This is a genomic window from Corynebacterium sp. p3-SID1761 (assembly GCF_055862885.1).
In genome coordinates this window covers 39,950-65,178 of the sequence record NZ_JBSQBJ010000001.1, presented here as the reverse complement: position 1 = coordinate 65,178, position 25,229 = coordinate 39,950, and the positions used below count along the sequence as shown (strand labels likewise).

19 protein-coding genes are annotated in these 25,229 nt (G+C 59.0%); 1 reads left to right on the top strand and 18 read right to left on the bottom strand.

Annotation, left to right across the window (positions count from 1 at the left end; all coding sequences use genetic code 11):
- Window positions 1-13: 13 nt before the first annotated feature.
- The 10 genes from dprA to betT all read right to left on the bottom strand — a co-directional run bounded on the left by dprA (window position 14) and on the right by betT (window position 11,822).
- The gene (gene dprA, locus ACWXWJ_RS00260; protein ID WP_448307597.1) at window positions 14-1,204 is read right to left on the bottom strand and encodes a DNA-processing protein DprA; all 1,191 of its coding nucleotides are present in this window, start codon (window positions 1,202-1,204) and stop codon (window positions 14-16) included.
- Window positions 1,205-1,207: 3 nt separating this feature from the next.
- Window positions 1,208-2,734: a YifB family Mg chelatase-like AAA ATPase gene (locus ACWXWJ_RS00255; protein WP_473963177.1), complete on the bottom strand. Its 1,527-nt coding sequence runs from the start codon at window positions 2,732-2,734 to the stop codon at window positions 1,208-1,210.
- 3 nt (window positions 2,735-2,737) lie between these two features.
- Window positions 2,738-3,100, bottom strand: coding sequence for a YraN family protein (locus ACWXWJ_RS00250; protein WP_473963176.1), 363 nt, complete (start codon window positions 3,098-3,100; stop codon window positions 2,738-2,740).
- 191 nt (window positions 3,101-3,291) lie between these two features.
- Window positions 3,292-3,597: a DUF2469 domain-containing protein gene (locus ACWXWJ_RS00245; RefSeq protein WP_005295294.1), complete on the bottom strand. Its 306-nt coding sequence runs from the start codon at window positions 3,595-3,597 to the stop codon at window positions 3,292-3,294.
- A 4-nt stretch (window positions 3,598-3,601) separates the two neighbouring features.
- Complete coding sequence (locus ACWXWJ_RS00240; RefSeq protein ID WP_473963175.1) at window positions 3,602-4,228, bottom strand: ribonuclease HII; 627 nt, start codon at window positions 4,226-4,228, stop codon at window positions 3,602-3,604.
- A 6-nt stretch (window positions 4,229-4,234) separates the two neighbouring features.
- Complete coding sequence (gene lepB, locus ACWXWJ_RS00235; RefSeq protein WP_448307594.1) at window positions 4,235-5,101, bottom strand: signal peptidase I; 867 nt, start codon at window positions 5,099-5,101, stop codon at window positions 4,235-4,237.
- An 85-nt stretch (window positions 5,102-5,186) separates the two neighbouring features.
- Window positions 5,187-5,528 carry a 50S ribosomal protein L19 gene (gene rplS, locus ACWXWJ_RS00230; RefSeq protein WP_293790022.1) on the bottom strand — a complete coding sequence of 114 codons (342 nt, stop codon included), beginning with the start codon at window positions 5,526-5,528 and terminating at the stop codon, window positions 5,187-5,189.
- 113 nt (window positions 5,529-5,641) lie between these two features.
- On the bottom strand, window positions 5,642-7,873 hold the full coding sequence (locus ACWXWJ_RS00225) for a Tex family protein (RefSeq protein WP_473963174.1): 2,232 nt from the start codon (window positions 7,871-7,873) through the stop codon (window positions 5,642-5,644).
- Window positions 7,874-7,964: 91 nt separating this feature from the next.
- Window positions 7,965-9,536: an aldehyde dehydrogenase family protein gene (locus ACWXWJ_RS00220; protein WP_473963173.1), complete on the bottom strand. Its 1,572-nt coding sequence runs from the start codon at window positions 9,534-9,536 to the stop codon at window positions 7,965-7,967.
- A gap of 48 nt (window positions 9,537-9,584) precedes the next feature.
- Window positions 9,585-11,822: a choline BCCT transporter BetT gene (betT, locus tag ACWXWJ_RS00215; protein WP_293790013.1), complete on the bottom strand. Its 2,238-nt coding sequence runs from the start codon at window positions 11,820-11,822 to the stop codon at window positions 9,585-9,587.
- Window positions 11,823-12,053: 231 nt separating this feature from the next.
- Here betT and betA point away from each other — a divergent pair, with 231 nt between their 5' ends.
- On the top strand, window positions 12,054-13,838 hold the full coding sequence (betA, locus tag ACWXWJ_RS00210) for a choline dehydrogenase (protein WP_473963172.1): 1,785 nt from the start codon (window positions 12,054-12,056) through the stop codon (window positions 13,836-13,838).
- Between the two features lie 6 nt (window positions 13,839-13,844).
- Here betA and trmD read toward each other — a convergent pair whose 3' ends face one another.
- The 8 genes from trmD to ACWXWJ_RS00170 all read right to left on the bottom strand — a co-directional run bounded on the left by trmD (window position 13,845) and on the right by ACWXWJ_RS00170 (window position 25,077).
- Window positions 13,845-14,693, bottom strand: a complete 849-nt coding sequence (gene trmD, locus ACWXWJ_RS00205) for a tRNA (guanosine(37)-N1)-methyltransferase TrmD (RefSeq protein ID WP_473963171.1) — start codon at window positions 14,691-14,693, stop codon at window positions 13,845-13,847.
- A 2-nt stretch (window positions 14,694-14,695) separates the two neighbouring features.
- Window positions 14,696-15,259, bottom strand: coding sequence for a ribosome maturation factor RimM (gene rimM / locus ACWXWJ_RS00200; protein WP_473963170.1), 564 nt, complete (start codon window positions 15,257-15,259; stop codon window positions 14,696-14,698).
- A 3-nt stretch (window positions 15,260-15,262) separates the two neighbouring features.
- Window positions 15,263-16,606, bottom strand: coding sequence for an NADP-specific glutamate dehydrogenase (gene gdhA, locus ACWXWJ_RS00195; RefSeq protein ID WP_448307589.1), 1,344 nt, complete (start codon window positions 16,604-16,606; stop codon window positions 15,263-15,265).
- A 232-nt stretch (window positions 16,607-16,838) separates the two neighbouring features.
- Window positions 16,839-17,360, bottom strand: coding sequence for a 30S ribosomal protein S16 (gene rpsP, locus ACWXWJ_RS00190; protein WP_293789998.1), 522 nt, complete (start codon window positions 17,358-17,360; stop codon window positions 16,839-16,841).
- A gap of 184 nt (window positions 17,361-17,544) precedes the next feature.
- Window positions 17,545-21,657, bottom strand: coding sequence for a hypothetical protein (locus ACWXWJ_RS00185; protein ID WP_473963169.1), 4,113 nt, complete (start codon window positions 21,655-21,657; stop codon window positions 17,545-17,547).
- A gap of 49 nt (window positions 21,658-21,706) precedes the next feature.
- Window positions 21,707-23,287, bottom strand: a complete 1,581-nt coding sequence (gene ffh / locus ACWXWJ_RS00180; RefSeq protein ID WP_473963168.1) for a signal recognition particle protein — start codon at window positions 23,285-23,287, stop codon at window positions 21,707-21,709.
- A 93-nt stretch (window positions 23,288-23,380) separates the two neighbouring features.
- A complete protein-coding gene (locus ACWXWJ_RS00175; RefSeq protein ID WP_448307585.1) occupies window positions 23,381-23,719 on the bottom strand; it encodes a P-II family nitrogen regulator in 339 nt (112 codons plus the stop codon).
- On the bottom strand, window positions 23,716-25,077 hold the full coding sequence (locus ACWXWJ_RS00170) for an ammonium transporter (protein WP_473963364.1): 1,362 nt from the start codon (window positions 25,075-25,077) through the stop codon (window positions 23,716-23,718). The genes ACWXWJ_RS00175 and ACWXWJ_RS00170 overlap by 4 nt, the downstream gene beginning before the upstream one ends.
- Window positions 25,078-25,229 lie beyond the last annotated feature (152 nt).

Here is a 25,229-nt window from a genome sequence, read left to right as displayed (position 1 = left end):
CTAATGTAGCCGGTCACTCAACCCTAATCCAGCAATCCGCCTCTCTGCGAAGCCTGCCCATCGCTTCCAAGTCGCGTAGGCAGCGGATCACCGTACGAGCTGGCAAACCGGTGGCCTCCACCAATTGAGACAGCCGACCTTCGCTCCCCCGGCCGGAGGGCAAACCTGCGGCGTCAAAAATGGCTGTCTGCTCCCAGCTCAGAAGAGACGAGCGATCTTCTTCGGCAAACCCCAGACTCATCTGCTCCCCCAGGGGGCTTAGATCTTCAATCAAGTCTCGGGCGCTGACTGCCAGCGTGGCCCGCGAGGTGCGAATACGGTCGAGGCACCCCAACGACGCATGCGAGGTCACCGGCCCAGGCACCGCGAAAGTTGGTTTAACGAAAGCCTCCGCCCAGTTCAAAGTGTTGAGCGCCCCGCTCCTAAGGGGCGCCTCCACCACCAAAGTCGCCTGGCCAAGTGCTGCGGCGATGCGGTTACGAGTAAGGAAACGGTGGCGCGCAGGCGGAGTGCCAGGAGGATACTCACTGATCACCAGTCCCCCTGCGGCAATGATGTGCTCGAATAGCTCTGTGTGAGCCTTGGGATAAGGAATATCCAAACCGCAGGCCATCACCGCCACCGTAGGCGCTTTAGACTGCAGAGCCGCCCGGTGGACAAGTGCATCGATTCCCACCGCACCCCCGGAGATCAGGCTAAAACCCGCATCGGCCAGATCTCTAGTGAAAGACTGCGTGACCTGCTCGCCGTAGCGCGTCGCCGCGCGTGTGCCTACGACGGTGACGGAGCGTCGCACGGCAACATCCAGGCGAATATCTCCACGCACCCACAACGCAAACGGCGCGGCGGCCTGTCCGCGCACGGAAGAATCATGGTCGGCACCTGAATTGGCCATTCGCATGAAGCTGGCGCTAAGTTCCTCCGGCCATTCATCGTCCTCGGGTGTGACAAGTCGCCAGCCGCGCGCAGCAGCCAGCTCAATGTCCTTTGATGGATCCTGTTCATATCGCTGTGAAGTCGCGTCGGCCAGTTCATCGGGCAGCCTGCCACCCCGGCGCGCCAATGCCTCGGCGACCACTTTAACCTGCGACGCCCCAGCCTTTTCCCATCCTTCCGGCCAGAGCAAGTCCAGCACATCAGTCCGGGAAGCTTCCACGACGCGTCGCAGATAGGCCCACTCATAGAGATTGTCAGTGGTTGTCATGGCTTATGCCACCTCCGTTAGTTCCTGGTCTGCTCCGAAGAGCTCCACCGCGTCGCTGATATGCCCCAGATGTGGCGCGGGTGCAGACTCCAAATCCGCGAGTGTCCACGCCACACGGATGGTGCGGTCAACGCCCCGCTGGGTGATAGTGCCTGTTCGAAGCATGTCCTCGAGCAGCAACTCACCGGCTTCATCTACTCCCACCTCCCGCAAATCCTTTCCGGGTACCAGGGCGTTGCTGGCTGTGCCCCACCGCTGACGCGCACGATCCCGCGCTGCAGCTACCCGCTCTGCCACCACCGCGGTGGACTCAGACGAGTTTTTAAGCCCCGCTATCTGCGGTCGCCCCGTAGTGCGGGCAAACACGTCCACCCGATCGCGAAGCGGGCCAGAAAGCTTCGCCTGATATCTGAGCCGGGTTCCGGAAGGACATGTGCAGTCAATGGCCAGCTCTGCCCCGCACGGACAGGGATTCGCGGCTAATACCAGCTGGAAATCCGCGGGAAAAGTCGAAATCCGTTGTGCACGCACAAGCTCTACCCGGCGCAGCTCCATGGGCACGCGCAGAGTGTCGAGGCAGTCCCGGCGCGCCTCACTGACCTCATCGAGAAATAGAACACCGTGGTGTGCGAGACTCACCGCTCCGGGAACTGGCACACGTCCTCCACCAATCAATGCCGCTGGAGTCACAGAATGGTGCGGGGCGATGAAAGGCCTTCGGCCAGCAAGCACCTCCGGAAGATTCCCCTTGACCCCCGCTAAAGAATGCACGATGGCAGCCTCCACGCGCTCGCTATCGCTCATTGGCGGCAAGATTCCTGGCAACCGCTCGGCCAGCATGGACTTGCCGCTTCCCGGAGGTCCAATAAGCAACAGGTTATGTCCGCCTGCCGCAGCAACCTCCACTGCCCGGCGTGCCGCCGGTTGTCCCAACACCTCCGCCAGATCCCCCACCTCACGGGGAGGCACCTGTTGCCCTGGTTGTGCTTCCGGTAAGTCTCCGCCTCTTAACCACTCGATAACGCTAGCGAGATTGCGGGCTATCAGCACCGTTACCGCAGACTCCGCTGCCTCCGCCGCAGCGGCAGCCTCTGCCTCATTGCCCGCCGGAACCACAACCGTGGAAAATCTCTCCATCGCCGCGGCCAATACGAGAGCAAACACCCCTTGTACTGGGCGAATCTGCCCATCGAGTCCCAGCTCCCCCACTAGGACAGTTGCAGACAGTCTGCCAGCCACCACTGCGTCCTCCGCAACCGCGGAGAGCATCGCACACACCATCGCCAGGTCGTATCCCGCCCCCTGCTTCGGCAACCCAGCTGGTGACAGACTCATCACCGTCCTCGACCCCGGCCACGCCACGCCCGAGTTCTTTAACGCCGAGCGGATGCGATCCTTCGCCTGCACCACCGCGGTATCCCCCATACCCACAATCGAGATGCCGGGAAGCCCCCTGCTCACATCACATTCGACGGTAATAACCGTCCGCCGCGTCCCCTCCAACGCCAGCGCCGCATGCCCTACGGCCATCGGTCACCACACCCCCTGGACATGCTCCCGCACGCCCTGCGGACCAACGTCGATCACATCCACGCGCATTCCCCCGGAAAAGCGCACCCCCTCGCGATTCTGTTCCAGCCACAGGCCAGCCACGGTGCGTATCCGCCGCAGCTTCCGCGGACCGACTGCTGCCACTCCGCCCCCATCGGAGTCCGAGGTGCGATACTTCACCTCGATAAAGGCGAGATCGCCCTCAGGCGTGCGTGCAACTATATCCAACTCCCCGTAACGAGTATGGAAATTGCGTTGCAGTACCTCATATCCCGCCCGCTGCAGATACTCCGCGGCTAGGTTTTCCCCTGCGTTACCCACCCGCCGCTTGTTCACCGTTGGCACTGTCGCTTCCCCTCACTTCCTCGCGTCCCCTACCTTTTCAATCGGCACCGGCTCTTTCACGGCCAGCACCTGGTTCACAAGTGTGGAGCATTATCCACGCGAGGGGGCGTCGCCAAACAAGAAGGGAAAAGCAAAAGCCCAGGGGTCTGTGGATAACCTCTGGGCTGTGAATAAGAAGGGAAAGTTACTGGTTAGTCTGGCAGTTGCAGCTCGGGCTTGTCGAGTTCCTCGATGTTGACGTCCTTGTAGGTAATGACGCGAACATAACGGACAAAGCGGGCAGGCCGGTACATATCCCACACCCAGGCATCGGACATGCGGACTTCGTAGTACACCTCGCCGCCGGAGTTACGGGGAATCAGCTCGACGGCGTTGGCCAGGTAGAAGCGGCGCTCGGTCTCCACCACATAGGAAAACTGGCTGACCACGTCGCGGTACTCGCGGTACATCGACAATTCGACGTTAGCTTCGTAGTCGTCTAGTTCCTCAGCGCTCACGGACTTACCCTCGATCCTTTCCCTCTAGCCACTGCCGATGCGCAGCGGCCACGTTCTTGTAACTGTAGCGGTGATAAGGGGTGCCACCATGCAGACTCACCGCGTTCATGTGTGCCTTGGTGCCATAGCCCTTGTGACTAGCCAAACCATACCCCGGGAACTCTTCGTCGAGGGTTCGCAACACTCGATCCCTGGAAACCTTTGCCAGCACGCTTGCCGCACTAATGCATTTCGCCATCTGGTCGCCTTTGATCACTGGCAGGTGCGGCATAGGAAGTCCCGGCACCTTGACCGCGTCGGTCAACACATACCCCGGCTGAACGTCCAATGCCGCGACTGCGCGACGCATGCCGGAAACATTGGCGTGCTGAATACCAAAACTGTCGATATCCGCGGCGCTGATGTGGATAATCGAATACGCCACGGCGACATCCTTGATGACCTCAAAGAGGAGCTCGCGGGTCTTCTCAGTCAGCTTCTTCGAATCGGTGAGCCGCTCCAGCCCCGCACCGTCTAAATCAGCGGGGAGGATGCACGCCGCAATGGAGATCGGCCCGCAGCAGGCGCCACGACCGGCCTCGTCCACCCCCGCTACGGGCCCCAGCCCCGCGGCTTCTAACTCGCGTTCCAAGGAGCTTTAGCCCTGGATCGGCAGGGAGTCCACGCCACCGATACGGTTAACTGGCAACAGAATGGACTCGACCTCGCCGACGATGTTTTCCACCGGGATGGTGCCCTGGTGCTCATCCCCCATGTGCGCGCGAGAATCCAGGGAGTTGGTGCGGTTATCGCCCATAACCCAGACGGCATCATCCGGCACGGTAACCGGGCCGAAGTAGTTACCCTGGCATTCCTTAGATCCCATGGTGGGGTCGATCGGGTTGACGGGCGGATCCATCGTGTAAGAATCATCGACCTTCTTACCGTTGACCATGATTCCCGGGTCGCCCTCCTGGCACTGCACCGTCTGCCCACCGGTGGCAATCACGCGCTTGACCAGGGTATTTTCATCGGGAGCGACAATGCCGATGGTGGCGCCGAGGTTCTGCAGGCCACGCACGACACCATTGGAACTGCGACGGGAAGTGTATTCTTCATTCCACGATTCGGTGCCCACGAAGACAATTACGTCGCCCGGATCAGGCATCTTGTTGCCACGATAAGCCAGTTTGTTGACGAAGATGCGGTCGGGCGTACATCCCTGACAGCCGTGGAGAGTGGGTTCCATCGACTCGGAAGGAATCAAGTACATGCGGCCAACGAAGTTGTTGAACGCTCCTAGCACTAGCATCGTCACCAGGATGATGATCGGCATTTCGACCCACCATGGGTAGGTCTTCTTCTGCTTCTCTTTCTTCTTTTTGTTAGGTGACGCCCCATCCTCCGGCTGCGCAGCGGCCTTCGGTTCACCATTGGCGTCTTCCGGGGCTGGGCGCTGGGTGGGGTACTCGCCCGGCTGGCCAGGGAGCTGCTGGGGATCGTTCGGTTCCTGTCGATGAGTCACAAATAGCCAGGATACCAGTGGCAGGAAAAGCAAAAAACCCAGCCACGAAACTGTGGCTGGGTAGTTAGCACTTAGAGGGTAAGTACTAGCGGCGCTCCTTGATGCGGGCTGCCTTGCCGCGACGCTCGCGCAGGTAGTACAGCTTCGCACGGCGAACCTTACCGCGGGACAGAACGTCGATGTGGTCGATGTTCGGGGAGTGAACCGGGAAGGTACGCTCCACACCAATGCCGAAGGAGATCTTACGGATGGTGAAGGTCTCGCGGATGCCGGAGTTCTGACGACGGATTACAACGCCGCGGAAAACCTGCAGACGGGACTTGCTGCCCTCGATAACCTTGACGTGAACGTCCAGGGTGTCGCCAGGGCGGAAATCAGGAATGTCATCGCGCAGCTGAGCTGCGTCAACCTTGTCAAGAATGTGCATGGATAAAATCCTTTTGCTCGTCTGGATAGAGGATCCTCGCGGCTTTTCGCTTGTTCCACGCGCCTACGGGTTCGTACCCACAACAGAAATTAACTCGAGTAGTATGCCATCGTTCAGCGGCGTTTACCAAATCCGGCGTTTTTTAGTGCAGCGGCCATGCTGCCCTGTGGCTGGCGCTTCTTTCTGCCCTGCTTGCCGCTGGCCTTTGGCTCATCCTGCAAGCGTAGGGAAAGCCCGATGCGGTTGCGGGGCACATCCACGTCGACCACGCGCACCTTTACAACCTCGCCAGAGCTCACCACGTCGTGTGGATCCTTGACGAATTGATTGCTCATTGCGGAGACGTGGACAAGGCCATCCTGGTGGACGCCGACATCCACGAATGCACCGAAGGCGGCAACATTCGTCACGGTGCCTTCCAGCACCATGCCGGGGCGTAGATCCTTGATGGTCTCAATCCCTTCGGCCAGCGTGGCGGTCTTAAACGTCGGGCGTGGATCGCGCCCGGGCTTGTCCAATTCCGCTAAAACGTCCGTGATTGTGGGAATTCCGAATGTGTCATCGGCGAAGTCTTTGGCGCGCAGTTTGCCTAGCACGGCGGTGTTGCCCACAAGCTGTGGCACCTGCACGCCCGTGGATTCAACAATGCGCCGAACCAATGGATAAGCCTCTGGGTGGACTGCCGACCCATCCAGCGGATCAGCCGCACCATTGATGCGGAGGAAGCCCGCGGCCTGTTCGAAAGCCTTCGGCCCCAGACGGGGAACCTTCAGCAACTCCTTGCGGGACTTAAACGCCCCGTTTTCGTCCCTGTAGGCCACAATATTTTCGGCCAACGTGGGCGTAACACCTGCGACTCGGCTGAGCAACGGGGCGCTGGCAAGGTTGACATCCACACCCACGGAGTTCACTGCATCCTCCACCACGCTATCCAACCCGGCGGCCAGCAGAGCCTGGTTCACATCGTGCTGGTACTGGCCGACACCGATCGACTTCGGGTCGATCTTCACCAATTCTGCCAAGGGATCCTGTAGACGTCGAGCGATGGAGACAGCCCCACGGAGGGAGACATCCATATCGGGGAACTCCTGTGCGGCCACCTCTGAGGCGGAGTACACCGATGCGCCGGCTTCGGAAATGACGACCGTCTGGGGCTTCGTCCCCTCGGCCAGCCCGGCAATTTCCTTTGCCAATTTCTCGGTTTCGCGGCTGGCGGTGCCGTTGCCCACGGCTAGCAGTTCCACGCCGTGCTTGTTCACGAGGGCGCTCAAAATGGTGCGAGCTTTATCCCACTGTCCGGAGTGTGGATAGACCACAACCGTATCCAAAACCTTGCCGGTGCTGTCCACGACGGCGCATTTCACTCCATTGCGATAGCCCGGATCCAGCCCTAAGGTCGCGCGGTGGCCAGCCGGTGCCGCCAAGAGCAGATCCTTCAGGTTCTTGGAAAAGACATTGACTGCAGCTTCGTCTGCTTTTTCCTTAAGGCGCATCCGCGCATCCACCGCAGAGCTCACGGCCAGCTTGGTGCGCCAGCCGAAGCGAACACACTCGGCACGGAACTTATCCGCCGCGTCCCCCTGCGACCCCAACCCGGTGCGGTCAGCGATGATTCCCTGGTAGAACTCGTCACTCTCCCCCGGGGCGAAGTTAACACGCAGCACGCCCTCGTTTTCGCCGCGCAGCAGTGCTAGCACGCGGTGGCTTGGCAAATCCCCGAAAGGCTCATTGAACTCAAAGTAATCGCGGTACTTCTGGCCTTCCTCCTCCTTGCCCTCGATGACCGCGGATTCGGCGCGGCCCCGGCGGAAGTACTCCTCGCGAATCTCCCCCACCACATCGGCGTCGGTGGAAATGTCCTCAACCACGATGGCTCTGGCGCCCGCCATCACTGCGGCGGCGTCAACAAAACCTTCTTGAACATAGCTTTCCGCCAGTTCGGGACTACCGCCGGCGAGGAGCTTTTCGACCAGTTCCCCGAGCCCCGCCTCTCGCGCGATGGCAGCCTTGGTGCGACGGGACTTCTTGAACGGCAGGTAGAGGTCCTCGAGCCTTGCCTTCGTGTCCACTTCCAAAATTTTTTGCCGCAGCTCATCGGTCAGCTTGCCCTGCTCGTCAATGCTCTTCAGGATTGTTTCCTTGCGCGCGGCCAGCTCGCGCAGGTAATCGAGGCGCTGCTCTAGCTGGCGCAACTGGCCATCATCCATGCCACCGGTGATCTCCTTACGGTAGCGGGCGATGAAAGGCACGGTCGCCCCACCGTCGAGCAAATCGATGGTCGCTTGGACGCGAGAAACTTCCACCCCAAGTTCGTGGGCAATGCTGCTAGCGATGCTATCGGTCATTCCCCACATTCTAGAGGGGCTACTGCTTGCCGAAGTCCTCGCCCCACTCCGGGGCGTCGTTGGTGAACTCAGTCAGCTCCGGCTGCAGACCCTATCCTTTAAACCACCCCGTTACCGCCGGGGCGATGTTCGTGTAAACATGCTTGTGCTCTTGGTACTCGGCCAGTCCGGTGGGGCCAAGTTCTCGGCCATTGCCGGACTGCTTCATTCCGCCCCACTCTGCCTGGGGCAGGTAGGGGTGGAAATCATTAATCCAAATGGTACCGTGACGCAGCTTGCGCGCGACCCGTTCAGCCCTTCCGCCATCCGTGGTCCACACGGCGCCAGCCAGGCCGTACTCCGTGTCATTGGCAATGGCGACGGCCTCGTCCTCAGTGGTGAAGGTCTCGATGGTCACGGTGGGGCCGAAGGCTTCATCGTGAACGCAGTCCATCTCCTGAGTGCAGCCATCAATGATGGTCGGCAGGTAGAACACGCCCTTAGTCAGGTCGGTGTTGCCCGTCGCGTGGCTACCCTCGTTGTCCTCAGCAGTCGGGATTCGACCACCGCAGAGAATGTTGGCGCCCTGCTCACGTGCATGATCGACGTAAGCGGCGACCTTGTCCCGGTGGTCGGCAGAAATCAAGGCGCCGGTCTCGGCAGCCTCATCCAGCGGGCCACCGATCTTGATCTGCTCAGCCTTGGCCACGAGTGCCTTGACGAATTCATCGTGGATGGACTCCTCCACCACGATGCGGGAGCCCGCGGAGCACACCTGGCCCGAGTGCACGAATGCGCCGTTGAGCGCGTTATCTACTGCCGCGTCGAAGTCTGAGTCGGCAAAAATGACATTCGGGTTCTTGCCGCCCAGCTCCAAAGCCACGCGCTTGACGGTCTCCGCCGCATTCCGGGCGATTAGCTTGCCGGTAACAAGGCCACCGGTGAAGCTGACCATGTCCACGTCCGGGCTTTGCGAGAGGGGGTTGCCGCAATTGGCGCCCGCGCCGGTGATCAGGTTCGCCACGCCTGCGGGCAGTCCCACCTGATTCAGAACTGTCATCAGCATCATCGCGGTGTGTGGCGTCAGTTCCGCCTGCTTCAGCACAAAGGAGTTACCCGCCGCCAATGCCGGTGCAACCTTCCAGGCCACCTGCAGCAGTGGATAGTTCCACGGAGTGATCAGGCCGCACACGCCGACGGGTTCGGCGTCGATACGAGAGCGAACATTCGCATCACCCGGATCGACCACACGACCCGCCTGGTGCTGGACGAGAGTGCCAAAGAACTCAAAAGAGTTGGCAATGTCATCCATGTCGATCTCTGCTTCGGCCAGGCGCTTGCCGGTGTCGGCTGCTTCTGCACGGGCGAAGTCATCTTTGTTCTCGCGGATCTTCTCAGCGACCTTCAGCAGCAACTTGCCACGCTCGACAGCGGGAACATCCGCCCATACACCGGAATCGAAGGCAGCGCGGGCGGCAGCGATGGCCTTGTTCGTATCTTCGTCGGAGGCCTCGGAGACCACTCCTACCGTGGTGTTATCAGCGGGGTTGATGATGGTGCGGGTCTCACCGTTGTTGGCTGGCACCCACTTGCCGTTGATAAACAGCGAAGCGGGGGCGCCTTCATTGTGGTGTACCCCGGCCAGCAGATCGCAGGTAGTCGGGTCGAAGAGTGCAGCGTTCATATTTGAGGTTCTCGCTTTCCGATTGTTCTTACAGTCGAGTGAAAGGTTTTAGTCTTCGGTCCAGGCACGCACGGGGTCGGCACCGTCGGACATGTCCGAGGTACCTGGCAAGTCGCGCTGCATGTGCAGGAACTCTAGGTGACGCTCGTAGAGATCCAGGACGTTATCGATCAATTGCTCGGTCGTGTAGCCGTAAATGTCGTAGCCGAGGGAGCCCGTGTTATCGAAGACCTCCAAGCGGTAGTAGTTCTCCCCATTGCTAGTGCTGCGAGTAAAGCTCGGCACCGGATGTTCCATTGGGTAGATCTGGTAGCGGAAATCTTGTTCTTCGCCCAGGTGCAGGGTGAGATCCAGCTGGTTTACCGGCAGGTTGGGCACTTCGGCAGCCACCAGCGTAGTCTCGATTCCCTTGTCATTCAGTTCGCGGGCGACGGATGCCAAAGCGGGCTGGGCGACGTTGACCAGATATTCATTGGCCTTGGAAGCGCTGGGCCACGTGGAGGCTCGCGAGAGGCGCTTGCGCCAAGACTGATTGTCCCCAGATCCACTCGAGCGGCCGGACATGGCGCTGTGCAGGGAAACGCTGCGGGCTTCTGTCGCGTAGCTCTCCAGGCGCAGCGAGCGCCATAGTCCAAGCATGATGAGGTAGATCACGATGGTGAACGGAAGCCCCATCACGATGGTTGCGTACTGCACTGTTTCGACGCCATTAACTTGCAACATGACAAGCGTCAGTACACCGACCAATACAGCCCAGAAAATGCGGGACCACTTCGCCCCGTCCTGGCGGGAATCTTCGATCTTGGAGGTGAAGTTGGCGGTCACTAGAGCGCCGGAGTCGGCAGAGGTGATGTACAGCAGCAGGCCGATCAGTGTGGAGAGAACGATCAGTACCGTGCCGCCACCCATGTCCTGCAGCAAGGCATAGAAACCTTGTTCCGGATACTCCATCGTGTTGTTGGCGAAGTCCATATCTCCGCTGATAACGCGACGCAAAGCGGTATTACCAAACAGGCTCATCCACAGCAGGATGAATAGGAAGGGAATGGTCAGCACGCCGACGACGAACTGTCGCAGGGTGCGGCCACGGGAGATGCGGGCCAGGAATAGACCGACAAAGGGAGCCCATGCCACCCACCAGGCCCAGAAGAACAGGGTCCAGGCGCCCATCCAGGCCTTGGTGGATTCCGGATCCTCGGAGAAAGCAAACGTGTCCATGGTCATGCCTGGGAATGACGAGACATAGTCACCGATATTCATGACGAGGGCGTCAAGAAGGAAGGCAGTCTGGCCGGTCACCGTGACGTAAACGACCAAGCCAATGGCGAGCAACACATTGATTTCGCTCAGTCGCTTGATGCCCTTGTCCACGCCAGAGACCGCAGAGAGAGTGGCCACGCCGACGGCGAAAATGATCAGGCCGGATTGTACGGCGACACCTTCGTCCCAGCCGAAGATGAGGTGCAGGCCATAGGTCAGCTGCACCACGCCGATACCGAGAGAGGCGGCGATGCCGAAGACGGTGCCCAGAACTGCGGCAATGTCCACCGCACCTCCGATGGGACCGTGGATGCGCTTGCCGATCAACGGGTACAGGGCGCTACGGATAGCTAGAGGCATGTTCAGGCGGTAGGCGTAGTAGCCGAAGGCCATGCCCATCAGGGCGTAGAGAGCCCAACCGGTGATGCCGTAGTGGAAGAGAGCCCACACGACGGCTTGCTCGGCAGCTTCCCGGGTTTGTCCATCGCCGACGGGCGGAGCCATGTACTGAGTGACAGGCTCGGCTACGGCGAAAAACATCAGGTCTACACCGATACCAGCGGCGAAGAGCATCGCCGACCAGGAGAATAGGCGGAATTGCGGGCGAGAGTGGTCTGGCCCAAGGCGGATCGAACCGGACTTGGAAAAGGCGACCACGAGGACGAAGATCACAGCGACTGTTGCGGTGACGATGTAAAACCAGCCGAGGTTGGTGGAGATCCAGCCAGTCACCGACGCCAAAGTGTCCTTGGCTTGCTCCCGCCCCACGAAGGCATAGAGCGCAACTGCGAGGATGCCCAAGGCGGAGATGATGAACACAGGCCAATTGGTCTTAGGGGGCGTTACTTCACCGGGCGAATAGCTATCGCGGTCATTAACATCAAAAGAGCCGACAATGACACGCGGACCGGAGGCCTTCTTCCTTCCCACGATGCGCCGGGCTTTGAGGTCGTTTTGTGCAGGCGGCCCGGTGCTTGTGGCACCGTCAGTCGATTCGGGCCGGGAGTCGTTGTCGGAATTGGTCATGTAATTCTCCTCGATTACTTCCCGCCAAAGGGAGTTCATTTTCTAAGAAATACAATTTTCTAGACTACACAGCTATTTCTAATATGCCAGCCGAACCCCTCATATAGGTGCCATTCTCACCTCACTAGCGAGGTGTGCCAAAATTAGGCTTTACCTGCTGCCTAGAAATCCTATTAAGAAACTGGCATACTAGATTTTGTTCAGTCATTTAACTAGGAGGTAAGTGAATAGATGGGCTTCATCGACAAGCTGATTCCAGGTAAGAAGAACGACACCGAAGGCCAGGTCGTCGAAGATCGTCGTCGCGATATTGTCATCGTCGGCGGCGGATCCGCAGGTTCGGTTTTGGCCAACCGACTTTCCGAAGACTCCACCAAGGACGTCATGGTTCTAGAGGCCGGACGCCCCGACTCCCTGTGGGATCTGTTCATCCATATGCCCGCCGCATTCTCCTTCCCTATCGGCGACAAGCACTACGACTGGGAGTACGAGTCCGAGCCGGAGCCAGAGATGAACGGTCGCCGTATCTACCACGCCCGCGGCAAGGTGCTGGGTGGCTCCTCCTCCATCAACGGCATGATCTTCCAGCGCGGCAACCCGATGGATTACGAAAAGTGGGGCAACCTGCCAGGCATGTCCAACTGGGGCTGGAGCCACGTCCTGCCCTACTTCAACAAGATGGAAACCGCGCTGGCCGCTGACCCTGATGACCCACGTCGTGGCCACAACGGTCCGCTGAAGCTGACCCGTGGCCCGGCAACCAGCCCACTATTCCAGGCCTTCTTTAAGTCCGTCCAGGAAGCCGGCTACAACCTGACCAACGATGTAAATGGCTACCGACAGGAGGGCTTCGCACCCTTCGACCGCAACATCTTCGAGGGCAAGCGCCTCTCCGCGGCTCGTGCGTACCTGCACCCGGTAATGAACCGCAAGAACCTCGACGTGCGCACCCGCGCATTCACCACCCAAGTAATCATTGAAAACGGCAAGGCCGTGGGCGTGGAATACCAGTGGAAGGGTCAGACCCACCGTGTCTTCGCCGACAAGGTCATCCTTTGCGGCGGCGCCTTCAACACCCCGCAGCTACTTGAGCTATCCGGCATCGGCGACCGCGCAGTGCTGGAGAAGGCAGGCGTCGAGGTCAAGAAGCACCTGCCCGGTGTGGGTAACAACCTGCAGGACCACCTCGAGGTCTACGTGCAGTACAACTGCACCCAGCCGGTCAGCTCCCAGCCCTACTACAAGATGATCAACCGCCCGTTCATCGGTCTGCAGTGGCTGCTGACCCGCCGTGGCCCGGTTGCTTCCTCCCACTTCGAGGCCGGTGGCTTCGCCCGCTCCAACGACGACGAGGCCTACCCGAATCTGATGTTCCACTTCCTGCCGATGGCGATCCGCTACGACGGCTCCCAGCCGGAAGGCGAGCACGGCTTCCAGTTCCACGTCGGCCCGATGTACTCCGATACCCTGGGGCACGTACACATCAAGTCCAATGACCCGAAGGAAAAGCCGGAGATCCTGTTTAACTACCTGGCCACCGAGCAAGATCGCCGCGAGTGGGTCGAGGCAGTGCGTACCTCCCGCAAGCTGCTTGATACCCCGGCAATGAAGGAGTTCACCGACGGCGAGATCTCCCCCGGCGCTGCTGTGCAGACCGATGAGGAGATCCTGGAGTGGGTTCGCAATGACGCAGAGACTGCCCTGCACCCCTCCTGTACCGCCAAGATGGGCCCGGCAGACGACGAGATGGCCGTTGTCGACCCGGAGACCATGCAGGTGCACGGCGTTGACGGCCTGTACATTGCCGATGCATCGGTCATGCCGATCATTACCAACGGCAACATCTACGCTCCTGTCGTCATGTTGGCGGAAAAGGCTGCCGACCTGATCAAGGGTGAAAAGCCACTGGATCCGATCGACGCTCCCTTCTACCGCGCCAAGCAGGACATGCCGCTGTACGCGGAAGGCGAGAAGGTTCGCGACCACGTCAACGCCATCCCCGGCGCTGACCACTAGGAGCGTTTAGCCTTCTAGGCCGTCAAGGTACGCCCGGTCTGCTTCGGATAGCTCCACGCTACCCAGCAAGTCAGGGCGTATTTTTTTGGTCCTGGCGAGGGATTGCTCCCGGCGCCATTGGGCGATCTTGGCATGGTTGCCGCTAAACAATACGTCGGGCACGTCCAGACCACGCCACTGCCTGGGACGCGTGTAGCTAGGCCCTTCTAAGAGACCATCTTGGAAGGAATCCTCCTGGTGGCTAGCTTGGTTACCCAACACGCCAGGGATCAGCCTCACCATGGCTTCCGCCATGACGAGCACCGCTACCTCGCCGCCAATCAGTACATAGTCACCGATGCTGACTTCCTCCACGCGATAGCGGTTCTGTGCATCCTCCACTACGCGCTGGTCAATGCCCTCATAGCGGCCGCAGGCAAACACGACATGCTCTTCCCTACTCCACCGTTCAGCCATGTCTTGGGTAAACGGTCGCCCTGCCGGTGTGGGCACGATAAGCAGCGGTTTTGTGACGCCACCTTTTCCCCCGCTTGCCACCTCAGCATCGATCTCGGGGGTTGCGGACAGCAGGTTGCGTTTGTGTTCCGCGGAGGTTTCCAGGTCGGCTGTGGCAGCTGCCGGACCGGTTCCCGCCGCCACATCATCAAGTGCTGGCCCCCACACCTCGGGCTTCATCACCATGCCCGGGCCACCGCCGCAGGGGGTGGAGTCCACCGACTGGTGTACGTCGTTGGTCCAGGCCCGCAGGTTGTGCACGCCGACGCTTAAGATTCCCTGCTCGATGGCCTTGCCCAGCAGAGCATGGCGCAGAGGTTCGAGGTACTCAGGGAAGATCGTTACAACATCCAGGCGCAAAGCTAACTCAGCTCCAAAAGCCCCTCTGGCGGGGTCAGTACGATTACTTCTTCTTCCAGATCCACCACCGGGACGATCTCATGACGGAAGGGCACTAGTACTTGCTTTCCAGCTGTGGGCAGCTGGGATTCGGCGTCAATAAGAATAGCGAGCAACTGCCCGGCTGGGGTGTGCTCGACGCCGACGACCTCGCCGACCAGATCCCCGAGCTCGATCGCGTCTCCTTCGGCATCCGTGCCGGGCGCGAGAAGATAGGCGTTCAAACCCTCGAGTTCGTGGTCGTAGAAACCGTCATCATCCTCGTCGTGGATCGGAGCGGCAAAGAAGCGTACGCCGCGTAGCGATTCGGCGGTGGTGCGGTCAGTGATTTCCTCGAACGTGACCAGGAGGCGCCCCTGGTGAGGGCGATAGGCGCGCACGGTGAGCTTCAGCTCCTTACCCGCCTGCTTACCTGTGAGAACCTCGCCGGTGGCGAAACGCTGCTCCGGGGTGTCCGTCGTGGGATCGACAACAACCTCTCCACGCACGCCATGGGGTTTAATTACCCGACCGATCTGCAGCTCCATTGGCTAGATGACGCCCTGGGCGAGCATAGCGTCTGCCACCTTACGGAAGCCGGCAATGTTAGCGCCGATGATGTAGTCGTCTTCCTTGTCGTATTCCTTGGCTGTGATGTCGCAGGACTTGAAGATGCCGCGCATGATGTCGCGCAGTCGCTTATCCGTGTAGTCGAAACTCCAGGAATCGCGGGAGGCGTTCTGCTGCATCTCCAGTGCGGAGGTTGCGACACCACCAGCGTTGGCTGCCTTGCCCGGGGCAAAAAAGATCTTGCGCTTGCGGAATACCTCAATGGCTTCCGGAGTGCAGGGCATGTTTGCGCCCTCGGCAACATAGCGGCAGCCGTTGTCCGCCAGTATCTTTGCGGCTTCACCGTCCAGCTCATTCTGGGTGGCACATGGTAGGGCTACGTCTGCCTCGACCTCCCAGATATTGCCGCCAGCGTGGTAGGTCACGCCATCGGTCTCCTTGGCGTAATCGGACAAGCGGGCGCGACGAACCTCCTTCACGTCCTTCAGCAGCTCGATGTCCACGCCCTCCGGGGTGAATACATATCCAGAGGAATCGGACATAGCCACGACGGTCGCACCAAGCTCCTGAGCCTTCTGAGCTGCGTAGATCGCAACATTACCGGAACCGGAAACAATCACCTTCGCACCGTCGAAGCGATCGCCGTGAGCCCCCATCATCTCCTGAGTGAAGTACACGGTGCCGAAGCCGGTAGCTTCAGTACGCACGAGGGATCCACCCCAAGTCAGCCCCTTGCCGGTGAGTACGCCGGACTCGTGACGGTTCGTCATGCGACGGTATTGGCCAAACAGGTAGCCGATTTCCCGGCCGCCCACGCCGATATCGCCGGCAGGAACGTCCACTTCTTCGCCGATATGATTGTGCAACTCCGTCATAAAGGACTGGCAGAACGACATGATCTCACGGTTCGACTTTCCCTTCGGGTCGAAGTCGGAACCGCCCTTGCCGCCACCGATGGGCAGTCCGGTGAGGGAGTTCTTAAAGATTTGCTCGAATCCCAGGAACTTGATGATGCCCAGGTTTACAGACGGGTGAAACCGCAGGCCACCCTTGTAGGGCCCCAGCACGGAGTTGAACTGCACGCGGAAGCCGCGGTTGACGCGAACTTCACCCTCGTCGGTGATCCACGGCACGCGGAAGATGACCTGGCGCTCTGGCTCGCACATGCGCTCAATCAGCGCGTAGTCAGCGTAGTGCTCGTCCTTCTTCAGCACATACGTCAGGCTGTCTAGCACCTCGGCGACAGCCTGGTGAAATTCGGGTTCACCAGCGTTGCGCTGGATGATCTGCTGGTAGTAACCACTGACGGTTTCTTCGACGTTCATTGAGGGATGCCTTCTTTGCCTCTAGCGAAAACTCCACATCCGGGCTTGCAGCCGTTTCTGTGATGACAGTCATTGAGTCTACTCCCCATGACCGACAACACATTCAAGCGGTAGTTATGGGGGCACTACCTTCGGCCAAGATCAAAGAAAAGCCCAAGAGAAAACCCCAGGCGAGCAATGAATGCTCATACCTGGGGTGAAAAAGCGATTGGCGGCAGAATCGCCTGCGCTTTTACTCTGCGGACTCAGCCTCAGCTTCGCCCTCGGAGTCAGCAGCCTCAGCCTTCTCGGCCTCCTCAGCTTCCTTAGCAGCAGCCTCTTCAGCAGCGGCAGCCTCGGCAGCAGCCTTGGCCTCTGCTTCTTCCTTAGCCTTGCGCTTCTTCTCGGTGATAGCCTCTGCGGTCGGGCCATCGGCAGCCTCAGCCAGAGCCTCGTTGAATAGATCCAGCTTGGACTTCTTCTCCTCGGCCACCTTCAGGGTGCCCTCTGCACCCTCGATGCCCTTGAACTTCTGCCAATCACCGGTGACCTTCAGCAGAGCCAGAACAGGCTCGGTCGGCTGAGCACCAACGCCCAGCCAGTACTGTGCACGCTCGGAGTCGATGCGGATCAGGGAAGGCTCCTGGGTCGGCTGGTAAATGCCCAGGTTCTCAATAACCTTGCCGGAACGCTTGGTGCGGGAATCCTGAACAACGACGCGGTACTCCGGGGTACGGATCTTACCCAGGCGCTGCAGCTTAATCTTGACGGCCATGTGATGGCTCCTTTTCTTCTAGTTGGTCACTGGGCAGTTCAGACACTCCGTCAATGTCAACGGAGCCGGTTCAACCCTTGGTATTTTTGCTGCGCGTGACCACCGGCCGACCGTGGTCGGGGACGGTGTTACACAGACAACCCGGATAAGTGTAGTAGCGGTTACCGACTGGAACCAAATCCGTCTAGTGCCCCTTTACTGTCTGCTTCTTCCAGCCGAGTGCGATAAACTCCCGGCGATCTCCAGCGACATAGTGCTCGACCAGTCTCAGTGCTTCGTCGAGGCTCTTGGTCTTCCGCTGAAAGTTTTCGATCTGTCCGAAATCGTGGCCCCATCCGACAATAAAGCTGGTACGAAACCTTCCACCGTCGTTGTAAACTCGAATGTAATCGCCCTCTACCTGCGAATCGAGCACCTGGATAAAATCGCCGTTCTTTCGCAGCTTCACAGCCCGCAGAACGTGAAGGTTCTCTGGGCCAAGGGGAACAGGCTCGAAGAGGTTCGACTGCATTTCGAAACGCGTGTTCCCCTGCCACGGTACCGGGGATTGGCCAAAGCCATGCCATTTCACAGAGCCTAGAAGTGCCGACGGCGCTTGGATAAAGATCTCAAAGGCCGCACAAGTCTCTCCATCCGTCAGACCATTCACCGCGTAGTTCATTCCACCCGGCACCTCATAAGTCAGCCGGTACCCTTTTCTACTTTTCTTCACGGTAAGTGCAAATTCTTGAAGCGCGGCGTTGGCCTTTACAGCTGGCGTTCCTGCCGCCATTTGGATGTGCTTGCTCACCTCCACCAATTCGTCGAGTGCCAGGTTCCTTACTGATTCCGCGAACGCCGCGCCCGATGGTTGTACCCAAATCTGGGTAACGGAGCTATGGTTCGATTTCATCATCATGCTGTATTCCAAGGAATCTGTCCCGGTTCGAGCATGATTCAAGAAGACATGCCTGCCGTTAAGAACGACGGATATCCCGTACTTCATTGCAAGGTGCAGAATCGTGGCAAAGGTTCCGACAAACACCGCCCGCTCCACCCACACGCGCGTCACGGCAAACGACTCTAAAGCGGCGCCCTGCGGCCCTGAGAATCGCACGCTGTCAGACCGCTCTGCCTGCAGGGCATAGACAAATGCCTCCATGTCGCCGGACGTTAAATGATTGTTCTGCGCTAGCCACCTCTGAAAGTGCAGAACGGTCGAATCTGCCCAGGGTGCTTCGCGTTCCGGTAGCACCAAGAGGCTCACCTCAGCCACGCCTTGCGGAGCAAAACGCTCCTCCATGGACGGCACGAATGCCTGGAAGGCACTATTCACTGCGGCTGCATCGGCAGCCACGTACCAACGGGCAAACTCGACTGTTTCCTGTCCACTAGTGAATGTTCGAGTCGCAGCAAAACCGTTGTCCCGGCTCAATGTGGCGAGCCATTGACCCTGATGGGTTTGGCCGAATGTCAAGCGCTCCCCAGGCTTATCCTGCAGTGGCATCATGGTTCCCCGCGGAAGTTCGATCACGGCGTCGAAGCGGCGAAGCGGCAAAGCCTGTCGCTTTTCTAGAGTTACTTTCTCCATCGCGCCTACTGCTTCGTCCTCACGCCACGGGAGCTGACCGAGGTATGGGCTGCGATCCGCGAATGCGAGCAACAGCTCTTGTGCTTCGTCAAAGTTCCGGGCACGAAGCTCGAGGTTCTTTTTAGGGTCGCCAAGGACGGGCTTCGCAAACTGCCACTTTAGCAACCAACTGCCGTCGTGCTGGAGCTGGGCGGACAACGCTTGACTAGGACGGAAGAAACTCCGCCCGATTTCAACTCTCAGCCATGCGTCATTCAGATGGGGGCTCCGCAGGGCATCTTCAAAAGCTATGTCCAAGGTTCTTGGCGAGACCTCACGCCAGTAACTGCCGAGCGAGTTCGTTAATCTTGCTCCACTTCCGACCTGAATGTCGGAGCCGACACCATTAGCAAGTAGTCCTCCATCGGCATCGAATACAAGCGCATGGTGCTTCAATGCGATTTTGCAGATGCCTCGGATACGTTCCGTATCAAGCGGATCTACCGGAACCTCTACTCGTAGCTGTGACACAAACTTCTGTTTAAAGAGCTCTTCGAGATCTCGGCAAATGTCCTCCATCTCTGATGGCGGAACACGCAGATCCATTTGATCGTTGGCATTGAACTCTTGGACAAGCTCGTGGTGATTTTTGTGTGTCTGGGGCTTGGGGAGATAGACAAAAAGCGGGGTTTGTGCCCTCCTAGGCTCTACCCGAATTTTCCTCTTTTCCAGCATTGTCCAGTGATCGCCGACGAACTCCTTGTAGATCTTGGTGGTCTCGTCGACATCGCTGGCGTAGACAGCGCCGCGTTCGGTTTCGCCGTTGTTGTAACCCCATGTCGTCATGACCCAGCCGGGGTTATCGGCATGCTCGATCCTTAGGAAGTCTCCGGGAGTGCGCACATCCGTTATCTCGATCCAGCCGCCTGGGTCATTAGACGCAAACTCTTTAAGCGACTGAGAGAACTTTCGGTCATCCAAGCGGATGGGGTGGTTCAGGGTCGGGGTGCTGATCTCGAATGGAAGGTTACTAGCACTCCTTATATCCCCGGAATGTATGTCCCAGTCAATGAACTCGTCAAGCTCTAGCGGTTGCTTCGTTACCTGCTCGAAAAGGTCGAGGACTTGTCCTTGCGACAGCTTTTTAGCTTCCTTCAAAGACCAGCCATGAAAACGCCCTTCCTCTACAATCTCGGATGTATAGGCCTTAATGCTGAAGTTGTCGAGAATCTGGCTGTCCGGCTCAACAATGAGAATTTGCCGACACCCAGGGTGTTCTTCGGATGTGTAGGTTAGCCGCAGTTGCCAATCCGAGTAGCTCAGTGTCATTGCTTCTTCCATCGCCTGCAGTGTGGCGATTTCCCACCGGTTTCGGCACTGGCTCGACCCGAAAAGTTCTGCTGTACTTCGCCACTCCCCTTCACCGCGCCGTCCGGACGGATTGAGCAATACCCAATTCCCATCAACAACCAGAGAAACACCGTGCCGCATGGCGACGGCCGTCAGAAGGTCGAAGGTACGAGCCGATTCCTCTTGTGGAACCTTCATCATGATCTGCCCACGCTCTGCAGTTTCTGGGTCGATGACTTCAAACCACGAAGCAAAGTCCCGCATTATCTCCTGCAGAAAACTCTCCACGGAGCCGACAGCTTGAAAGCTACGGCTCATCGCAAACTCATGGATTCTGCAGACTGAGGAGTTGGTCCACGGCTCATCACGTTCTGGAAGAACCACCGCACTCACAGTGTGCATCGGCGGTTCAGGTATCTCGGCGGTCTCTGGAAAGTAGTCAAGGAACATGCCTCGCTCATTGCGGGTATAGGCCTCCGCGATCTCCAACAAAGTTTCGGAGTTATCAAAGGTCTTTTCCAAGCCACCTGACGTAGACCGTTTCAGAGCCGCACGCCATTTTCCTTCAGGGGCTCTTCCCAGCTCCAGCGAAAACTCGGGCTGGTCATGAAGACACAGCATGGATTTTTCGGGAAGATCGCGGAATGCCCCGAGCCGTCGCAGTCTGTATTGCATGCGCTGCTTAAGGTCGCATGTCGCAATACATAGTTCAGGTCTCAGCACACTCCTCAATCGCTGCGAAGGAACCGACCAGTAATGCTGGAGAATTGTCGGGCAGCGATCCGCGAAGGCGAGGAGCATCGCGCGCGCATCCACATACCCGCCAGCCCGACGCCATTGCACATCAACAAGCTCACTGCTGGTTTTTGCCCATACCACTTCGATCTCGCCGTTTTCCAGCAGGTGAAAACGCATCGAATGCCCGAATTCATCGGGGCGGGGCTCATAACTGGTGACTCTCACCCATACCCCCTCGGTGGTGCTGGCACGCAACGCATCTGCGAAAGCACGATCCACGGTGTGCTCGTTGATCTGAGTCCACACCGTGCCCAGGGAGTTCGTCAGATAAAACTCTGGAGCAATTGCACCGTTGATACCGCTGGCGTCGACGAGAAGATCTCTGGTACCCACATAGGCATTTACGCGGTGCTTAACCGCTGCGAGTCGAATGTCGTGTACCGCGAATGGATGTTCGGTATCTACGGTGGCGCTGATCATCCGGCGGGCTGGGAAGTCTGCTTCCAGGATGTCCCCCAAATCCTGGGCAAAGTGCTTCATTGCTGGATCCGGCGTGCGTCGCAGCTCCTCGAGATCCGCGTCCTGCAACAACGCCGCCTGAACTTCGTGGTTGTTGGCGATGCGCGAAGTGGGCCGGATGAAATGAAGCTCAAATTCCATGTAGCCCAAGTTACCGACTTAGGCGTTATCCCACCGGGCGAATGAACCGCTACTTCTTGGGGAATTTCATCTTCGACAGATCGATCCCCTCGAAGCCTGGGGGCAGCTGCTCCTGCATCTTTTCCAGATCCTTCATGCTGGGCATGCCGCCACCCATACCCGGCATTCCACCCATTCCCGGCATTCCACCGCCCATGCCCTTGCGCATGTTCTGCTTCTTCTTTTTGGCGTTCTTGCCCTTTTTGCCCTTGCGGTGAACCTTCTGTTTCTTGGTAGCCGAGCGTCCACCCAGGCCGAACTGGCCGGCCATCTTGCCCATCATCTTCTTGGCCTCAAAGAAGCGCTCCACCAGCTTGTTTACGTCGGAGACGCTGACGCCGGAACCATTGGCGATGCGCTTGCGGCGGGACGCGTTCAGAATCTTCGGGTCTTGGCGCTCTGCCGGCGTCATGCCGCGGATGATGGCCTGGATGCGATCCAGCTCTTTTTCGTCCACCATGTCGGCCATCTTCGACATCTGGGAGCCACCCGGCATCATCTTCAGAATGTTGCCCAAGGGACCCATCTTGCGGATCATCAACATTTGCTCGAGGAAGTCCTCGAGCGTCAGGTCGCCGGAGGCCATGCGCATGGCAGAGTCTTCGGCCTTTTCGGCGTCCAATACCTGCTCGGCCTGCTCAATCAGGGTGAGCACGTCACCCATGCCGAGGATGCGGTTGGCCATGCGGTCCGGGTGGAAGACGTCGAAGTCTTCCTGCTTCTCGCCGGTGGAGGCGAACAGGATCGGCTTGCCGGTGACCTCGCGGATAGACAGGGCGGCACCACCGCGGGCGTCACCGTCCAGCTTCGTCAGGACGACACCCGTGAAATCCACGCCATCGCGGAATGCCTCGGCAGTCGTAACGGCATCCTGGCCGATCATGGCGTCAATAACAAAGAGCACCTCGTCGGGCTCCACCGCATCGCGAATATTGCGCGCCTGGCGCATGAGCTCCTCGTCGATACCCAGGCGACCCGCGGTATCGATAATGACGATGTCGTGCTGGCTGCGATAAGCCTCTTCGATACCGCGCTGGGCGACGTCGACGGGATCGCCGTGGCTGGTGCCCATCTCGTGCTCATGGGAATCCAAGCTGGTTCCCGGATCTGGGGCGAAAGTCTTTACCCCGGCGCGCTCACCGACGATCTGCAGCTGCTGCACCGCACCTGGACGCTGCAGGTCACAAGCCACAAGCATCGGAGTGTGGCCCTGCTTGGCTAGGTGCAGAGCTAGCTTACCGGCCAGGGTCGTCTTACCAGCGCCCTGCAGACCGGCCAGCATAATGACTGTCGGCGGGTGCTTGGCCAGGTTCAAGCGGCGGGTTTCGCCACCTAAGATCTCCTTGAGCTCCTCGTTGACGATCTTGATGACCTGTTGGGCGGGGTTGAGAGCCTCGGATACCTCTGCCCCCGCGGCGCGTTCCTTAATGCGCTTAATGAAGGCACGCACCACCGGTAGGGATACGTCTGCCTCCAACAGCGCAAGGCGGATCTCGCGAGCAGTGGCATTGATATCAGCCTCGGACAACTTGCCCTTGCCACGAAGGCCCTTCATGGCAGATTGCAAGCGGTCTGACAAAGACTCAAACACTAGTGAGTGCTCCCTTGTAGGTATCGAAAGGTGGCTTTTAACTCTCCCAGCTTAGCCAGAGGCCAACGGAACAGTCACATTCAGCCGGCCATGTTACAGTGCGGCCTCCCCGCGCTCGCCGGTGCGTACGCGGATCACCTCGTCTACCGGTGTGACCCAGATCTTGCCATCGCCAATTTTTCCGGTGCAGGCCGCGCCGACGATCGCGTCGACGATGCGGTCCACTGACGCGTCTGCCGCGACGATCTCTAGCTTGACTTTCGGCACGAAGTCCGACGCAAACTCGGCGCCGCGATATACCTCGCTGTGTCCGCGCTGACGGCCAAAGCCTTGAGTTTCGCTGACGGTCAACCCGTGGATTTCAATGGACTCGAGTGCCTGCCGGATATCAGGCAGTGTGAAAGGCTTAATCACTGCGGTGATGAGCTTCATTCTTCTTCTCCCTTGTGCGGGGCGTTGTACAGACTACGGATGTGCGAACTGGATGTGACTTTGAGGTCGTAGGCGGACTCGCGGTGCTCCACCAAGTCGATGCCCGTATCTTCATCTCCGTCGTCGACCCTCCAGCCGATGGTGGCCTTAATAAGCAGCGCCAGCAGATACGTAATCACACCGGAAACTACCATCGCCACGACAGCGATCACGATCTGCACAGCCAGTAGCTTGAGGCCATCCTTTCCACCGCCGGTGAGCAGCCCATTGTCCTTGGACAATAGTGCCAACCCAACGGTTCCCCACAGTCCAGCGGCTAGGTGTACGCCGACAACGTCGAGGGAATCGTCGTACCCGAAGCGGTATTTAAGCCCGATAGCCATACATGCGATGACGCCACCTACGAATCCGAGAATGATGGAGGTCAGCGGCGTCAACGTTCCCGCTGCCGGGGTGATCGAGACTAACCCTGCGACGGCGCCAGAGGCAATGCCTAGCGACGTTGCGGCGCGGTCGCGGATCGTCTCACAGCACATCCATCCGAGCATCGCAGCTGAGGCTGCGACAGTAGTGTTCACCCAGGAAATCCCCGCAATACCATCCGCGGCGAACGCCGAGCCTCCGTTGAAGCCGTACCATCCGAACCACAGCAGCGCCGTGCCGAGCATCACCATCGGCAGATTGTGAGGGCGCCCCACCTTCGTTGGGAAACCGGCTCGTTTACCGACGATCAGCGCCAAAACGAACGCTGCCGTACCCGCGGAAATGTGCACTACAGTGCCACCGGCGAAGTCGATCGGGGCGATTGTGGCCTCCCCTTCGGTCGTGCCGAACATCCATGCGGCGATGGAACGCTCACCATCGCCAAGCAGGCCACCGCCCCACACCATGTGGGCCAGAGGGAAGTACACCAACGTGACCCAGGCGCCTGCGAAGGCCAACCAAGCGGCGAACTTCACGCGCCCCGCTAGCGCACCGGAGATGATTGCAGTGGAAATGATGGCGAAGGTTACTTGGAAGCCAATGTCGATGGCATTCGGGTAGCCGTTCGCACCTTCGATGGGCTGGCCCGCGGCGTCAAAAAATTGGCCAGAAAGTCCGAATGCGGTGAAGGGGTTACCGAACAACCCCGCGATGTCCTCGCCCGCGTAGGACATTGACCAGCCCCACAGTACGTACAGGACGGGGACGAGGGCCATCACACCGAAGGACATCATCATCATGTTCAGGACTTGACGGCGTCCCGTCATTCCGCCGTAGAACAATGCGAGTCCGGGGGTCATGAGCAGCACCAGCGACGCGCTGATGAGCATCCACGCTGAATTTCCGGAGGAAAGTACAAGTTGGTCTGGGGTCATGGTTTCATCCATATCTGTGAGTCTCAGCACTTGTGAGGCAAAGACTAAGCAGTCCCGATTACGCATTCGGTAGCTTAAAAAATTTTTGAGACGCAGATCACTGGATTTCTGACCCAAAAACGCAATCAACCCCGCACGCGTCACACATGCGG

Excerpts from the sequence above, each read along its gene's own strand:
- dprA (WP_448307597.1), bottom strand. The coding sequence starts at position 1,204 with ATGACAACCACTGACAATCTCTATGAGTGGGCCTATCTGCGACGCGTC.
- ACWXWJ_RS00255 (WP_473963177.1), bottom strand. The coding sequence starts at position 2,734 with ATGGCCGTAGGGCATGCGGCGCTGGCGTTGGAGGGGACGCGGCGGACG.
- rplS (WP_293790022.1), bottom strand. The coding sequence starts at position 5,528 with ATGCACATTCTTGACAAGGTTGACGCAGCTCAGCTGCGCGATGACATT.
- ACWXWJ_RS00225 (WP_473963174.1), bottom strand. The coding sequence starts at position 7,873 with ATGACCGATAGCATCGCTAGCAGCATTGCCCACGAACTTGGGGTGGAA.
- ACWXWJ_RS00220 (WP_473963173.1), bottom strand. The coding sequence starts at position 9,536 with ATGAACGCTGCACTCTTCGACCCGACTACCTGCGATCTGCTGGCCGGG.
- betT (WP_293790013.1), bottom strand. The coding sequence starts at position 11,822 with ATGACCAATTCCGACAACGACTCCCGGCCCGAATCGACTGACGGTGCC.
- betA (WP_473963172.1), top strand. The coding sequence starts at position 12,054 with ATGGGCTTCATCGACAAGCTGATTCCAGGTAAGAAGAACGACACCGAA.
- rimM (WP_473963170.1), bottom strand. The coding sequence starts at position 15,259 with ATGGAGCTGCAGATCGGTCGGGTAATTAAACCCCATGGCGTGCGTGGA.
- gdhA (WP_448307589.1), bottom strand. The coding sequence starts at position 16,606 with ATGAACGTCGAAGAAACCGTCAGTGGTTACTACCAGCAGATCATCCAG.
- rpsP (WP_293789998.1), bottom strand. The coding sequence starts at position 17,360 with ATGGCCGTCAAGATTAAGCTGCAGCGCCTGGGTAAGATCCGTACCCCG.
- ACWXWJ_RS00185 (WP_473963169.1), bottom strand. The coding sequence starts at position 21,657 with ATGGAATTTGAGCTTCATTTCATCCGGCCCACTTCGCGCATCGCCAAC.
- ACWXWJ_RS00175 (WP_448307585.1), bottom strand. The coding sequence starts at position 23,719 with ATGAAGCTCATCACCGCAGTGATTAAGCCTTTCACACTGCCTGATATC.
- ACWXWJ_RS00170 (WP_473963364.1), bottom strand. The coding sequence starts at position 25,077 with ATGACCCCAGACCAACTTGTACTTTCCTCCGGAAATTCAGCGTGGATG.